This window comes from Croceivirga radicis (assembly GCF_002072105.2).
GTDB lineage: Bacteria > Bacteroidota > Bacteroidia > Flavobacteriales > Flavobacteriaceae > Croceivirga > Croceivirga radicis.
This window is the reverse complement of the sequence record NZ_MTBC01000007.1, coordinates 78,842-93,770: the sequence shown is the minus strand read 5'-3', so window position 1 is coordinate 93,770 and position 14,929 is coordinate 78,842. Positions and strand designations below refer to the sequence as shown.

Annotated in this window: 15 protein-coding genes; 2 read left to right on the top strand and 13 right to left on the bottom strand. The window is 37.1% G+C overall.

The features are described 5' to 3' along the window. Position 1: 1 nt before the first annotated feature. Together BUL40_RS11195 and BUL40_RS11190 are read right to left on the bottom strand one after the other, a co-directional pair. Complete coding sequence (locus tag BUL40_RS11195; RefSeq protein WP_080319340.1) at positions 2-1,234, bottom strand: M48 family metallopeptidase; 1,233 nt, start codon at positions 1,232-1,234, stop codon at positions 2-4. Between the two features lie 6 nt (positions 1,235-1,240). Further along, on the bottom strand, positions 1,241-2,035 hold the full coding sequence (locus tag BUL40_RS11190) for a TrmH family RNA methyltransferase (RefSeq protein WP_176465475.1): 795 nt from the start codon (positions 2,033-2,035) through the stop codon (positions 1,241-1,243). A gap of 76 nt (positions 2,036-2,111) precedes the next feature. Here BUL40_RS11190 and BUL40_RS11185 point away from each other — a divergent pair, with 76 nt between their 5' ends. Next, complete coding sequence (locus BUL40_RS11185) at positions 2,112-2,918, top strand: DUF6503 family protein (protein WP_080319339.1); 807 nt, start codon at positions 2,112-2,114, stop codon at positions 2,916-2,918. On the opposite strand, the gene BUL40_RS11180 is transcribed toward BUL40_RS11185, so the two are convergent. The 8 genes from BUL40_RS11180 to BUL40_RS11145 all read right to left on the bottom strand — a co-directional run bounded on the left by BUL40_RS11180 (position 2,919) and on the right by BUL40_RS11145 (position 12,439). Beyond that, entirely contained in the window at positions 2,919-3,740 is an 822-nt protein-coding gene (locus tag BUL40_RS11180; protein WP_244901866.1) for an endonuclease/exonuclease/phosphatase family protein, read from the bottom strand. 3 nt (positions 3,741-3,743) lie between these two features. Then, positions 3,744-4,238, bottom strand: coding sequence for a VOC family protein (locus tag BUL40_RS11175; protein ID WP_080319338.1), 495 nt, complete (start codon positions 4,236-4,238; stop codon positions 3,744-3,746). 80 nt (positions 4,239-4,318) lie between these two features. After that, complete coding sequence (locus BUL40_RS11170) at positions 4,319-5,614, bottom strand: amidohydrolase family protein (protein WP_080319337.1); 1,296 nt, start codon at positions 5,612-5,614, stop codon at positions 4,319-4,321. A 10-nt stretch (positions 5,615-5,624) separates the two neighbouring features. Continuing rightward, positions 5,625-8,564, bottom strand: coding sequence for an amidohydrolase family protein (locus BUL40_RS11165; RefSeq protein WP_080319336.1), 2,940 nt, complete (start codon positions 8,562-8,564; stop codon positions 5,625-5,627). A gap of 69 nt (positions 8,565-8,633) precedes the next feature. Next, complete coding sequence (locus BUL40_RS11160; protein ID WP_244901865.1) at positions 8,634-9,701, bottom strand: DUF3810 domain-containing protein; 1,068 nt, start codon at positions 9,699-9,701, stop codon at positions 8,634-8,636. Between the two features lie 61 nt (positions 9,702-9,762). Further along, positions 9,763-10,869, bottom strand: a complete 1,107-nt coding sequence (locus BUL40_RS11155; RefSeq protein WP_010520137.1) for a peptidylprolyl isomerase — start codon at positions 10,867-10,869, stop codon at positions 9,763-9,765. Then, positions 10,866-11,426, bottom strand: coding sequence for a gliding motility-associated peptidyl-prolyl isomerase GldI (gldI, locus tag BUL40_RS11150; RefSeq protein ID WP_080319335.1), 561 nt, complete (start codon positions 11,424-11,426; stop codon positions 10,866-10,868). Before gldI ends, BUL40_RS11155 begins: the two co-directional genes overlap by 4 nt. Next, complete coding sequence (locus BUL40_RS11145) at positions 11,423-12,439, bottom strand: DHH family phosphoesterase (RefSeq protein ID WP_080319334.1); 1,017 nt, start codon at positions 12,437-12,439, stop codon at positions 11,423-11,425. Before BUL40_RS11145 ends, gldI begins: the two co-directional genes overlap by 4 nt. A 137-nt stretch (positions 12,440-12,576) precedes the next feature. On the opposite strand from BUL40_RS11145, the gene BUL40_RS11140 reads away from it, so the two are divergent. Then, positions 12,577-12,996, top strand: coding sequence for a nucleoside-diphosphate kinase (locus BUL40_RS11140; protein WP_080319333.1), 420 nt, complete (start codon positions 12,577-12,579; stop codon positions 12,994-12,996). A gap of 46 nt (positions 12,997-13,042) precedes the next feature. On the opposite strand, the gene BUL40_RS11135 is transcribed toward BUL40_RS11140, so the two are convergent. From BUL40_RS11135 to recF, 3 genes are read right to left on the bottom strand one after another with little or no spacing between them, the layout of a single operon-like run. Further along, complete coding sequence (locus BUL40_RS11135; RefSeq protein ID WP_080319332.1) at positions 13,043-13,339, bottom strand: DUF721 domain-containing protein; 297 nt, start codon at positions 13,337-13,339, stop codon at positions 13,043-13,045. Continuing rightward, a complete protein-coding gene (locus BUL40_RS11130) occupies positions 13,339-13,761 on the bottom strand; it encodes a hypothetical protein (RefSeq protein ID WP_080319331.1) in 423 nt (140 codons plus the stop codon). The genes BUL40_RS11135 and BUL40_RS11130 overlap by 1 nt, the downstream gene beginning before the upstream one ends. A gap of 1 nt (position 13,762) precedes the next feature. After that, positions 13,763-14,842, bottom strand: coding sequence for a DNA replication/repair protein RecF (recF, locus tag BUL40_RS11125; RefSeq protein WP_080319330.1), 1,080 nt, complete (start codon positions 14,840-14,842; stop codon positions 13,763-13,765). Positions 14,843-14,929: the final 87 nt, after the last annotated feature.

Here is a 14,929-nt window from a genome sequence, read left to right as displayed (position 1 = left end):
ATTATGCCTTAAGGTTTCTTATTCGCTCTAGTAATGGTGGGTGCGAGTAATGCATGAAAACATAGGCGGGGTGAGGGGTTAAATTGGTCAAATTATTTTTGGACAATTTTTTTAAAGAACTGATCAATGGTTGTGCCGCATAGGTTTCCTTTGCAAAATCATCTGCTTGAAATTCAAATTTTCTAGAAATAAAATTCATGATTAAGCCGGTAAACGTGGATATTGGGCTATACAGTAAAACAAAACCTAGCAGAGCCGCATGATAACTTGGTGTTTTTACACCAATAGCCAAGGAAAGTTCCGGACTGTTAACAAACAGGGAAAGCACGTATAAAGTAAAACCAGTTGTTAAAAGCGAAGTAAACAGGTTAAATAAAATATGCTTTCTCTTGTAATGGCCAACTTCATGTGCTAGCACAGCAATTATTTCTTCTTGGTTCAAATCGTTCAGAAGGGTGTCAAAAAGTGTTACTCTTTTTTGTTTTCCAAAACCAGAAAAATAAGCATTGGCTTTAGTAGAACGTTTTGAGCCATCTATAACAAAAATATTTTGGAGATTAAACCCAACATTTTTTGCATACTTTTCAATTGCAGTTTTTAATGGGCCATGCTCTAAGGGTTTCTGCTTGTTAAAAAGGGGAACAATTAGCTTGCTGTAAAATAGATTGGCAAAAACCATGACAAGAACAAACGTTGCCCAAACATATAACCAAAAATTAGGGCCTGCCCATTGCAAAAACCAAATAACCAAGGCCAACAACCCACCTCCAAATAAGAATGCCAAAAGCCATCCTTTTAGAATATCCAATAAAAATGTTTTTTTGTTGGTTTTGTTAAAACCAAATTCTGTCTCTATTACAAAGGTTTGGTAATAATTAAAGGGTATGGCCAATAAACTGCTTCCAAAAAATAAGAGTCCAAAATAAAGAACGGCCATTACGGTTGGGCTTTCTGTGTACCCTCTCACCCAAGTATCTATTGCATTAAACCCTCCAAAAAATAAAAAAGTAAGTGTAAGTACTAAAGAGAATAAACTTTGAAAGTTACCAAATCTGTAGTTTGCTTGTTGGTACGCTTTGGCCTTTATATAAGCTTCTTGGTCATAAACATCTGCTAATTCTTCTGGTAGTTGTTTTAAGAACGATTTGTTGTTTAAGAACTCTAAATAACGTTCTATCAAATATTGAATAACTACAATTGCAATAATGCAATAGAAAAGAAGGCTACTCTGCATAAAGAATTAAAATCCGCGCTGGCGTTTGGCTTCAAAGATAAGTATTGCTGCGGATACAGATACGTTCATACTATCAATTTCACCCTGCATTGGTATGATTACGTTTTGGAAAGAATTGTTGAGCCACTCATCTGTAAGACCAGTAGCTTCTGTACCTACCACAATGGCAGAACCACCTGTAAAATCTGCTTCCACGTAATTTTTGGATGCGGTTAATGCGGCACAAAAAATTTTAATCTTTTGATTATTTAAAAAAGTGATGAGTTCTTTAGAGCTACCGGTAACAATCTTATTGGTAAAAATACAGCCAACGCTAGAACGTATAATGTTTGGGTTGTAAAGGTCAGTTTTAGGATTTGCTATTAGAACAGCATCTAGATTGGCCGCATCTGCGGTACGCAACAAAGCCCCCAAATTGCCCGGTTTTTCTGGCGCTTCCGCTACCAATATAAAAGGGTTTTCTTTTAGTTTAAATGATGATTGTAAAGAATGTTCTTTACTTTCTACAAGGGCTAAAACACCTTCGGTGGTGTCTCTATGTGCTACTTTTTTAAAGACTTCTTTAGAGATATGAATTGTCTTTATTTTCAAATCTGCTTGTGCAAAATCTATTTCTGTGATTTCAGGACAAACACAAAGCGTTTCTATAACATATCCACCTTTTAGCGCTAAATCTAACTCCCTTTGACCTTCTATGACAAACAACCCGGTTTTCTTTCGTTCGCGTGATTTTTCTTTGAGCAAAATCATTTTCTTCACTAATGCATTTTGCACACTGGTTATTTCTTTTATGGCAGACATAAGTGCAAAATTAGTTATTCCTGTAAACAAATAGATTTAAAAGCGACTTAGATGGAAAACATAATTGAACCCAACCATGAAAACTACCTTATTTACCATTGTATTTGGTGTATTTTTAATCTCTTGCAATACCAAACCTGAAAACCAGGTAAAAAAATCGGAACAACAAACAGAGGAAGTTGGTACACAAAAAAATAACCTGCCCAAAAGTTTAGAAAAGGTTTTGGAGGCTCACGGTGGGCTAGAACGGTACAAAACGCAAAACACAATTTCCTTTACACTACCAAAACCAGATAATCCTGAACTTCATTTTATAGATTTAAAACATAGAAAAGATAGAATTGAAACACCAAAATATGATTTGGGTTTTGATGGGGAAAACGTTTGGACCATAGCTAAAGAAGAAGCGTTTAGTGGGAATCCAGAATTTTACCACAACCTGATGTTTTATTTTTTTAATATGCCATTTGTATTGGCAGATAAAGGTATTATCTACTCACATACCAATGATTTAATAGTAAATGAAAAAATTTATCCAGGAATAGCCATACAATTCAAAGATGGCGTTGGAGCTTCATCTAAAGATCAATATTACCTGCATTACGACCCCAAAACGTATAAAATGGAGTGGTTGGGTTATACCGTTACTTACAGAACTGGTGAAGTATCTGATAAAGTAAGTTGGATACATTACAAAGAATGGGCCAACGTAAACGATTTTTTATTGCCAAAGGCAATTTCTTGGCACAAAACCGAGGGTGGCAACATTCAAGAAGAACGCAATACAGTAGTGTTTGAATCTATAACTATAAGTGACGCTAAAAAGCCAAATAGTTTTTATAAAAAGCCAAATGAGGGCATTTTTTGGGTAAAACCAGAATAATTAGTACCGTACTAAAATAGGCAAATGGTCCGAAGGGAAGCGTAAATTTTTCCTTCGGTCATCTATACATCTATAGCTTTTTACGTTGAGGTTGCGATTAAAAATGTAATCTATTCTTTTATCTAACGGATGGTTGGTATCAAAAGCATTATAGGTGCCAATAGGTCCGTATGGGGTTATGTTGGGGGCCGTAAAACTATCTTGTAAAACAGTTCCTAAAACTACAATGGGGTCTTCATCTGGTGTGGCGTTTAAATCTCCCATTACTATTACTTTCTCATTAGTAGCGCAATAGAGGTCTATAAGTTTTAAAATAAGCTTAGAAGAGTTTTCTTGGGCTAACTTTCCTTTATGATCAAAATGGGTGTTAAAAACAAAAAATGTTTCTTTAGTTGTGTTGTCTTTGAATTTAGCCATGGTCACAATTCTATTTAAGGCGGCATCCCAACCCAAACTAACCTTGTCTGGGGTGTCTGATAACCAAAAAGTATGTTGCATAACCAAGGTTATTTTTTCCGTATTATAAAATATAGGTGCCAATTCTCCTTTACGGGAACCATCTTCTCTCCCCACGCCAATAAAATCATAATTTTCTAATTCTTTGTCTAGGTAAAGGGTTTGGTCTAATAGGGCCTCTTGCAACCCTAAAATATCTGGGCTATAGAAATCTATCAAATCTATAACCTCTGCTTTACGATTTTCCCACCAGTTTTCTTTGTCATCTGGATTGTTGTAACGTATGTTATACGTCATGGCAGAGGTTTGTGCTCTTAGGTTCATTGCGGTAATAAGTACAAATAGAATAAGTATTGATTTATTCATCTTTTAGTTGTTGAGTTCTGCTAATAAATTATCTAAGTCTAATGGTTTGGTATACATATCTAATGCTCCACTTTCAGTCATTGGCCATTCTTTTATGGGTTTGTCCCAATACAATTCTACTCCGTTTTTGTCTGGGTCATCTAAATAAATTGCTTCAGAAACCCCATGGTCTGCAGCACCAGTGAGCGGGTATTTTACATCAATGAGTCTTTTTAAAATCGTGGCAAGGTCTTTTCTGGTAGGGTATAGAAAAGCAGTGTGGTACAGCCCCGGAGCCTTAATTGGGGCAGGGTGGTTACCTTGGCTATGCCATGTGTTTAAACCAATATGATGGTGGTAGTTGCCTGCTGCTAAAAAAGCAGCTTGTTCTCCATAGCGCATGGTTGTTTTAAAGCCAAGAACGTTTCCGTAGAAAGCTATGGCCTTTTCAAGGTTGGAAACTTTTAAATGAATATGGCCAACTTTCGTTTTCTCTGGTACAGTATAGGTTTCTATCATCTTAAAAGATCTTATTACAAAAAAACCGATATACTTTCATTTGAAAATATATCGGCATGTTAAAATTAAATTATTATTAGTTACTTACCTTGCGCTTCGTATTTGCCCATGTAACGTTTCCATAATTTGGTTTGATGGGTTTCTAAAGAGATATCCCTACCATCTATAAAAGCTTTGGTTAGGCTATTACCTTGCATATCTAAGGCATCACCTTCCGAAATAAATAGGGTGGCACTTTTGCCAACTTCCAGGGTACCGTAATTCTTATCTATACCCAATATTTTGGCATTATTACCGGTAATAAGTTGTAATGCTACTTCTTTGTCCATTCCTTGACCAACTAATTGCCCGGCATAAAAGGGAAGGTTTCTGGTTTGAAAGTTGCTAGCATCTTCATTTTGCATACCTACGGTTAACCCTGCATCTACCAGTAATTTTGGCAATTTGTACGGATAATCATAATCATCATCTTCGGTAAGCGGTAAATTATGGGTGTGTCTAACCAGCACGGGGATGCTATGTTTTTTCAATAGACTGGCTACCTTTGGAGCGTAATAACCACCAACTAAAATTACTTCTGCAACACCACTATTTTTAAGGTTATTTACAGCATCTGCAATTTCTTTTTCGCCATGGGCATAGACATAAACCTTTTTGTTGCCATCAAAAACGCCTTTCATGGCAGCAAAGGCCGGGTTTTCTTCCGCATTTGAAGTCTTTCCGTATGCTTTGGAATTGGCTAAAAATTCTTTAATGGTTGTAACATTATTTTCGTACTCTTTATCTGGAGCATATCCTCTTGGCTCTCCCAACCACCAGCGACCCCTTCGGTAAGTGCTTGGCCAATGCAGGTGAATACCATCATCTGTTTTAATAGCGGCATCTTCCCAATTCCAAGCATCAAATTGAACAATAGATGAGGTTCCTGAAATGGTGCCACCTTGCGGTGCTATTTGCCCCACCAATACACCATTGGGCCTCATGGATTCTACTACCTGAGATTCAGCATTGTAAGCAATAATGCTTCTTACGTGTGGAATCATCTCGCCAATCTCGTCCATATCTCTAGTAGGTCTTACGGCATCTATCTCTACCAAACCTAAAGACTTGGCGGGTGCTATGATACCTGGGTAAACATGTTTGCCATCTGCTTTGATAACAGTACCTGCTCGTGCAATTTTGGCATTGGCGCTACCTACGTAAGTAAGTTTGCCATCTTGGAACATGATTAGGGCATTTTCTATTACTTCTCCATTACCCAAATGTGCCGTTGCACCCTCAATACTAATGGGTGAAGTTTGTGCAGCTGCGGGTGTCTGTTGGGCCCAACTTGTAATCCCAACCAATAAACTTAATGTAACTATTATATTTTTCATGGTGTAGCGATTATAAGGTTTCACATTCAAACAATGGTTTTTTGCGCTGAACAGGAGCTTGCGTTTTACCGCCAGTTGCTTTATCCTGCAACATCATATTAATAAGCTTTGCTCTTTCTGCAGTTATGGCATCTCGCTTTTTAAGGTCTTCTTCTAAATCAAAATAAACGGCACCTTCTATAATTGTCTTTTCTGCTTTTGCATAAACAGACATTGGATAATCACTCCATAAAACCAAATCCGCATCCTTACCTACTTCTATACTTCCCACCTTATGGTCTATGTGCAATAATTTAGCTGGATTTAAGGTAACGGTTTTCCAAGCTTCAATTTCTGACATACCACCGTACTTCATGGTTTTGCCCGCTTCTTGGTTTAATCTTCTAGACATTTCCGCATCATCACTATTTATGGCAACAGTAACTCCTTGGCTAGCCATGATAGCGGCATTGTAGGGTATTGCGTCTTTTACTTCGTACTTATACGCCCACCAATCGCTAAATGTAGAGCCTCCTACACCATGCTCTGCCATTTTATCGGCTACTTTATAACCCTCTAAAATGTGGGTAAAGGTGTTAACCCTAAAACCAAATTTTTCGGCAACCTTCATAAGCATGTTTATTTCGCTCTGTACGTAGGAATGGCAGCTAATGAAACGTTCTCCATTGAGGATTTCTGCTAATACTTCCATTTCTTCGTCTACACGGTAAGGGGCACCACTTTTTTTAAGTTCGTCGTATTCTTTGGCACGCTGAAAGTAATTCATGAACACTTGTTCCACACCCATTCTGGTTTGTGGAAATCTGGAGAAACTTTGCCAATTACTTTGTTTTACATTCTCTCCCAAGGCAAATTTGATGAATTTTGGCATGTCTGGAAACAAAAGGTTATCTGCGCTTTCTCCCCACTTTAAACGTAAGATTGCCGATCTACCCCCAATTGGGTTGGCAGAACCATGCAATAACTGTATAGTGGTTACACCGCCAGCTAAATTTCTGTAAATATTCACGTCTTTTGGGTCTACCACGTCTGCCATTTTAACTTCTGCACTAGAATTATGGCCTGCTTCGTTAATAGAAAGTCCGGCAATATGCGAATGCTCATCTACAACACCTGCGGTTAGGTGTTTACCGGTTGCATCAATAGTTTTGGCACCAGAAGCATTTAAATTGGTTCCAATTTTGGCAATCTTACCATTTTTAACCAATACATCCGTATTTTCCAATTTCTCCATCCCGGTCCAAACCGTGGCGTTTTTAAAGAGGAGGGTTTCTTGTTTGGGTAAACTTGTGTTTCCTAATCCAATATTTGGGTAGGTTACAGCTACTAATTCTGGTTTGTCCGCAGTTTTGTTCTCTTCTTCTTTTTCTTGAAAAGTTTTAGTTTGGTTAGCCGTGTACACTACTTCTTTGCCTTTTGGTAAAATTGAATTACCGGTTAAAACAGTAGTGTTTGGTGAAACTAAGCCCGTAAAACGAAGAACATTATCATCTTCTGTAAACGAGAAACTAATCCAATCTGCGTTATAGTCTAGTTTGGATTTTAATGTGGTAGAGTCTTTTTTAACTTTCAATTTAGGTTTACTTAGCGCTCCCGTAATTGACATTTTATAGGTTTTGCCATCTACTACTAAGTCATAGTCGCCACGTATATCTTTTTGGTCCATGGTATTAATAACATTTTTCTTACCCTGTACCCAATTTTCGAACAACGTAGTATTGCTTTCAAAAATATCTCCAGATGTTATCAAAAAGTTAGCTTGCTTACCTTTTTCTAAAGTTCCAATTGAGTTGGATTGCCCAAGAACCATGGCTGGAACTGTGGTTAACGCTTTTAATGCAACTGTTTTGTCCAATCCGTAGTTTATGGCTTTTATAATGTTTTCCATAAATTTTTTGGACGATTTTAAATCGTGCAAGGTAAAGGTAAAATCAACACCGTTTTTAGCCAGTACACTTGGGTTACTAGGAGCAAGGTTCCAATGGCGCATATCTGACAGGTTTACGTACTTAGCCGCAAACGGATTAGAGACATCATAGGCATCTGGAAAGTTCACAGGTATAATAAGTTTGGCGTTGGTTTGTTTTACTTGATCAATGAATTGATATTCATCTCCACCACCTAAAATACTGTATTGAATACCAAATTGATCACCAACTTTATCCGCTCGCATAATGTTGCCATTATCCCCGGCAGCAAATATTTGTGGCATATTTTTATTGGCCAATAAAGCTTCTATAGAACGGTCTTTAGTTGCTACATTGCCTTTGGCATACCAATCTGCATCATGGTACAACTGTCTCATTAAAGCTGTTGCGCCCATTAGACTGGTAGGGTAGGACTGTCTTGAAGTTACACTTTTTTCAAAAGAGAAAAATTGCGCCGATTCGTCTTCCAAGATACGGTCCGCATCGTTACCATCAGAATTTAGGGCTACCAAAACACCTGTTCCCCTAGCTATGCCATCATTAACATGGGCATTTACAACCCCAAAACCAACCTCTCTTAATTCTTTAGCTTTTTTATCATCAAATTTGAACTTAGCAATAGCATCGGTTTCTGGCATAATATGGTCGTTCCAATAAAAACCTTCTCTAGAAGGTCCATATTGTGAAGCTCTACCACTGCCAGATGCTCTTTTGGGTTTTTCGATACCAAAGTCTGAAAAAACATCGATAAAAGACGGATAAATGCTTTTGCCATTTAAATCTTCTACAATGGTGTTTTGTGGTAAGCTTACATTTTTACCAACAGAAACTACTTTTCCATTTTGAATAAGTAACGTTCCGTTAGTAATAATTTGGTCTGGTGTAACATAAATTTTTGCGTTGGTAAACGCTCTGTAGTTGTTGTTCTTTGATTTTACCCCGTCATTACTTGGAAAGTAATCTTGGGCAAATAAAGAAGCACTGCACCAGCATAAAGCTAATGCTACGAGTCTCATTTTCATTAGTGGAAATTATTTTTGAATTAGTCCCTTTAAAGGTAATTGACTGGAATATATTCTGCAACAACTGGGTTAAATTCCATGAACTTTCTGATAATTTATCAATAAGCCTACCACTTTATTATAACTATAGATGCCATCTGCCTGTTTATTTGCTTTTAAATAACTATTGAATAACGCTTTAAAAACAGGTTCTGTAACATTTTCATAGGAGGTCCAAAAATCTGAAAGCTCTTGGTAATTGGCCTTTATGCCTGGATTTAATTGATCCCACACCTTTTCAAAGGCCTGTTGGTCTTTTTGTTTTAGATCAGACAAACAATAGGCAAGTGCATGTGTGTTGGCGGCATATCTAAAATAGGGGTCGTTATGTTGTAGGCTTACCAAAAAGCCTATAAAATTGGTGGCAGATTCTGATGAATAACCTAGTTGATGACCTATTTCATGTGCACTTACCGTGGGTTGGCGTATTGCTGGTAATTTAGCATTTACTTGGGCTTCATTAGTAAACGGGTTTAAATAACCACCGTACCCCATATAGGTTAGTCCTAAGCTATATAACGAAGTTTTTAGGGATGGGTTATTGTACTTGAAAAATGGATTGGTCTTGGTTATCTTCTTATATCCTTCTATGGTTTTAGCAAACATTTCTTTTGTACTGTACGGAATGTGTACTGGTTGTAGGCTATCTTTTACCAAGCTTAACTGCAAGGAGTTGGAGCGCTCTATTAACAAGGTGTTGATGTTAACAAGGTCTTCTAAATTGTACTCTTTTTCAATGCCTAATTTTTCATGTATGGGTAAGCGGTAATAATTAAGGCCCCATAAGAAGTGAAAAAGAAAATAGACCATGGAAAGTGAGATGCCCAATTCTGTAAAGAAAACCATGGGTTTACGCCATATATTTTTTCCTTTTAAATACAGATATCTTAGGATTGCAAACCCGATGAGGGTATAAAAAACATCGCCCGCGGAAAAGGGTAACCAACCAAAAAGGAAACGTTGAAAACTACCTATGTATGGATATATACCTTCTGAATAGTATTTTTCTACCCAATTTGGGTTTAACGCCATTAACCTTACCAGAAAAAATTGAGGTATAATGGAAACAGCTAATGTTAAACGTACCGTTTTATTCACGACCCTAAAATAAAAAACTCCGATGAGCGATCATCGGAGTTTAAGGTATTGTTTTGATATTTTATTGTGGTAATCCCGTAATTTCTAAATCAAACACCAAGGTAGATCCACCTGGTATTGGTCCGTAATTATTTTCTCCATACCCAAGATGTGGAGGAATAAAGAAACGATATTTATCACCTACATTCATCATTTGTAACCCTTCTTTAAAGCCAGCTATCAACTGCGCCTCTGGTCCGTAGGTCATAGGAATAGGAGCGTAGCCACCTTGGTCTCTGCGGCCTGCATTTACCATGTTATATTTTGCAGCTACGTCTAAAATATTGCTGTCAAATAAAGTACCATCTGATAAATAACCGGCATAGTTTACCAATACCTTGGTACTGGTTACAGGTTTTTCACCATTTCCTTTGTTAAGCACTAGGTATTTTAGTCCGCTACTGGTTTCTTCCGCTTTTTCTAGTTGTTCTGCAATTTCAAAAGCAAAATCTTCCTTCATTTTTTGCATGGCGGCAATAGCTTCCTCTTCTTCTTTAAAGTAATCTGCCATTATTTGATTGGCATCAAATTTTTTAGCCTCTTTGCCATTGCGTATAATTTCTACCTTATTCATAACAACCGGTACTTCTGGTTTGTCCCCAGGTCCTGTTTTTACCGTTGCAATAGAATCTACAACTTCTAAACCAACAACTACTTCGCCAAAAACCGTGTGTTTGCCATTTAACCAAGGGGTAGCCTTGTGGGTAATAAAAAACTGACTTCCATTGGTCTTAGGGCCAGAATTGGCCATGGACAGTAATCCTTTTTTGTCATGTTGTAACGTATCTACAATTTCATCCTTGAATTTATACCCAGGGTTGCCCGATCCAGTGCCAGTAGGATCACCTCCCTGAATCATAAAATCCTTGATAATTCTATGAAAGCCCAAGCCATCGTAATATTTTTTATCCTTAAACTCTTCAGATACAAAAGGGTTGTTGCCTTCAGCTAAAGAAACAAAATTTGCCACGGTTACCGGTGTAGCGTCTTTGTGTAACTTAACTACAATATCTCCTTTGGTAGTTTGAATATCTGCGTAAATGCCATCCCCAAGGTCTGCGTATTTTCCAGATTTACAACCAGTAAAGGCAAATAAGAGAGCAGCCGCTCCAATTATTAATTTTTTCATTTAAGTCTATTTAAATTAGTGGTGTCTTTTTTTATTTCTACTAGGGTTAAACTTGTTTTAATAGGGGTTCTAGGTAAAATTTTATCGTTATCCCCCTTATAGCCGTAGGCCAGGCTAGAAGGAAAAATAAAGGTTGCCTGCTCGCCTTCTTTTAAAAGTTTTACCGCATTTCTTAAACCAGGAAAAAGTTGTGATTTATCTACAGCATGTTGCACTAGTCCAATATCTTTTCTCTTGTAGATGGTGTCTCCCTTCAAATTCATAACGTTGTATGTTAACATTACTACATCGTTAGTTTTTGGGCTATAAGCGGTAGTGTCTTTTTGTTCTTCATAAAAGTACCAAAAGCCGGTGTCACTACTTTGGTAATTGTTAAGTGTATCTTTCTGAATTACGGCTTGTATTGCCGCAATCTCTGCATCTAGCAATTTTTTGCTACGTTCCACACTTTCATCAATAAAGCTACTTGTTTTTTGCTGCACCGGTTTTCTAGGTTCTGGCTGTTTACAGGCAAAAATTAAAAAACCTAGGCAAATTATTAATACGTTACGCTTCATGCTAGCAAATCGGTTTTGTACTCTGGTAACAAAGCTTTGAATTTTTCTACAGTTTGTTCTAAGGAAAGCTCACTTCTGCCTCCAGCGGCATTATCGTGCCCGCCACCATTAAAATGGTTTCTGGCAAATTTGTTTACCGAAAAATCTCCAACGGACCTAAACGATATCTTAATGATGCCCTCTTCCTTATTTTCAATAAAAATAACCGCAAAAATAATACCTTCTAGGGTAAGCCCGTAATTTACGAAACCCTCGGTATCTCCTTTGGCATAATTATGAGTGTCTAATTCTGCCTGGCTCATGGTAATAAAGGCCGTACGGTATTCTGGCATTATTACGAGGTTATTTAGGGCAATACCTAATAACTTTAGGCGACTAGGAGAGTTGTTATCATATATTTGCTGGCTAATTAACGTGCCTTGAGCACCTTGGTCTATTAATTGGGCGATAGCCCTATGGGTTTTGCTCGTTGTAGAACGGTACTTAAAAGACCCAGTATCTGTTAAAATGCCCGTATAAAGACAGGTTGCCATTTCTGGGGTTATTTTTTCTGCTAACCCAAAGGCATCTACCAATGTGTATACCATTTCGCAGGTGCTGCTCATGCTCGTATCAGAATAGGTAATCTCTGCATAATCAGAAGGTTGTTGGTGATGGTCTATCATCACAAATTTGGCCTTGGTATTTTCCAGGTCTTTACATACCTCTCCAGTTCTGGAGAAATCGTTAAAATCCAATGTAAAAATCACATCTGCGGCTGCTATTAAATTTTTGCAATAATCCGTTTGGTATTCGTAGATGAGAATATCCTTTGCACCAGGTATCCATTTTAAAAACTTTGGAAAGTCGTTAGGTACCATAACCTTGGATTCCTTTCCTATTAGGCTTAAAAAATAGTATAAACCCAAGGTTGAGCCAATAGCGTCCCCATCTGGGTTTTTATGCGGAATTATTACAATTTTATCTGCAGTATTTAGCAGTTCTTTTAATCGGTCTACATCCGGTTGTTTCATGCGGTCAAATATACATAATATTACAAGGAGCTTATTGGTTTAATACTGTGCAAGGTAGCAACATAAGAATTTATTAAAATAGGAAAAATTGCGACTTTAAGGAAAAGACGTACTTTTGCGCAAAATTTCTAATTAAGATGACAGGAAATAGAACATTTACCATGATTAAGCCAGATGCTGTAGAAAACGGTCATATTGGTGCTATTTTAGACAAAATTAGTGCTGCAGGCTTTAAGATTGTGGCAATGAAGTTTACACATTTGAGCAAGAGAGATGCCGAAGCTTTTTACGCAGTACATAACGAAAGACCATTTTTTGGTGAGCTAGTATCTTTTATGACAAGAGGACCTATTGTTGCTGCTGTTTTGGAGAAAGACAATGCTGTAGAGGATTTTAGGGCATTAATTGGTGCAACCAACCCTGCGGATGCCGCAGAAGGTACTATAAGAAAGTTGTATGCAACTAGCCTTGGCGAGAATGCCGTTCACGGTTCGGATAGTGATGAAAACGCAGTAATTGAAAGCGCATTTCACTTTTCTGGTAGAGAGATATTCTAGTTAGCGTTACGCTTAAAATATAGAAGGCTGCCTATTGGCAGCCTTTTTATTTTAAAACAATTTTTTTGATGAGCTCTTGGCCTAGTTCTTCGTTAAGCATTTTTACAATTTTTGACTTACCCATGCTTAGTTCTTCTCGTAAAACAGAAGAAGATAGGGAAACATAGAGTACTTGGTTGCGCAGTTCTACGTTTTGGGTGTAATTGTTTACGCCATTGCCCATTAACTTAACCCAAGCTTCTTTAGCATCTACCTTATTAATACCTTTTTCTAGCTTATTTTCTTGAATAAATGCTTTTAGAACATCGCTTATCTTTTGTTCTTCGTTGTATCTTTTTGCCATTATGGATTTACGTTAATGGGTTCAAACCGTTGGTAAACATATATTTTGCCATCTTCATTTTTAACAGAAAAACTATCGGTTTCCAATGTTTTTAATTCTTCTTCCCATTGGTTTTGCTCTTTTTTATAGCTTAATAGAAATGTATCGTCTTTTGGTATTATTTCAAAAACTTCCGTGTCTCCATTCGTTCTAAAATTGCCGCTAAGGTCTGGTGCAACTTTTGTGCGCGTTCCTTTCATGTCTTTTATCACAATAAAATCTACCAAAGTGTTTACAGAGTAGGTTTTGCTCTCGCCATTTGCAAAAACCACCTCGCTAATTTCCCAATAACCATTTAAATTCTGTAGTTTCTCGGCATCTATGCTTTGTGAGCAACCATAAGCCAATAAAATAAGCGAAAGAAAAAAGATTTTTTTGAACATATTACAAGTTAAATATTTTGTAGCTCTGGTGTATGTTTTTAACTACGTTTTCCGTTCTATCTGCATGGGTGTCGCTAATAAATAGTTGTCCAAACTGATCCTGATTTACCAAGGACACAATTTGAGATACCCTACTTTCATCTAGTTTATCAAAAATGTCATCTAAAAGTAAAATAGGTGTGGTGCCACTTTGTTCTTTTAACAGCTTAAACTGGGCAAGCTTAAGTGCAATTAAGAAAGATTTTTGTTGTCCTTGGCTACCAAATTTTTTAATGGGGTGCCCATCTATGTTAAAATCAAGGTCGTCTTTATGTATGCCAACAGCGGTATATTGTAAAGCTCGGTCTTTTTCTAGGGATTGTTCTAATAATGTTTTTAAACCTACTTCGTTTAATTTACTACTATAGGTAAGGGCTATGCCTTCTTTTTTTTGGGCCACGTTTTGGTATTGAGTTTCAAATACGGGAATGAATTTCTCTAAGAAAGCCTTGCGTTCTTCATAAATAGTTGTGCCGTAGGTAGTAAGTTGGTCGTTATAAATTTCTAAGGTGGTGTTGTCAAACGTATGGTTGGCGGCAAAATATTTAAGTAATGAGTTTCTTTGGCTAAGTACTTTATTATACTGTATAAGATTTTGAAGATAGGCCTTATTGGATTGCGAAATAACCCCGTCAATAAATTTTCTACGGGTATCACTCCCTTCAATTATTAAGTCTCGGTCTGCAGGTGATATTATTACCAAAGGTAAAAATCCAATATGATCAGAAAACCGATCGTAAACTTTACCGTTTCTTTTAATAAGCTTCTTACTGCCTTTTTTGTAACTACAAATAACCTTTTCTTCGCGATCGTCCTTTTCAAACAGACCCTCTACCATAAAAAAGTCGCTGCCGTGCTTTATGTTCTGGGTTGTAACCGGATTAAAATAACTTTTACCAAAAGATAGATGATAAATTGCATCCAAAACATTGGTTTTGCCTACACCGTTTTTTCCAACAAAACAGTTAATGGTAGGGTCAAATTCAAAATCTCCACTTTCAAAACTTTTGTAATTTACTAGTGATAAGTGTTTTAAATGCATAAAATGAACAGCAATTGGGGTTTTGGCCTAGTTTGGATTATTTTTAGCGACTTCAAAAATAACGATTAATTTGCCTTTCGTTTTTCG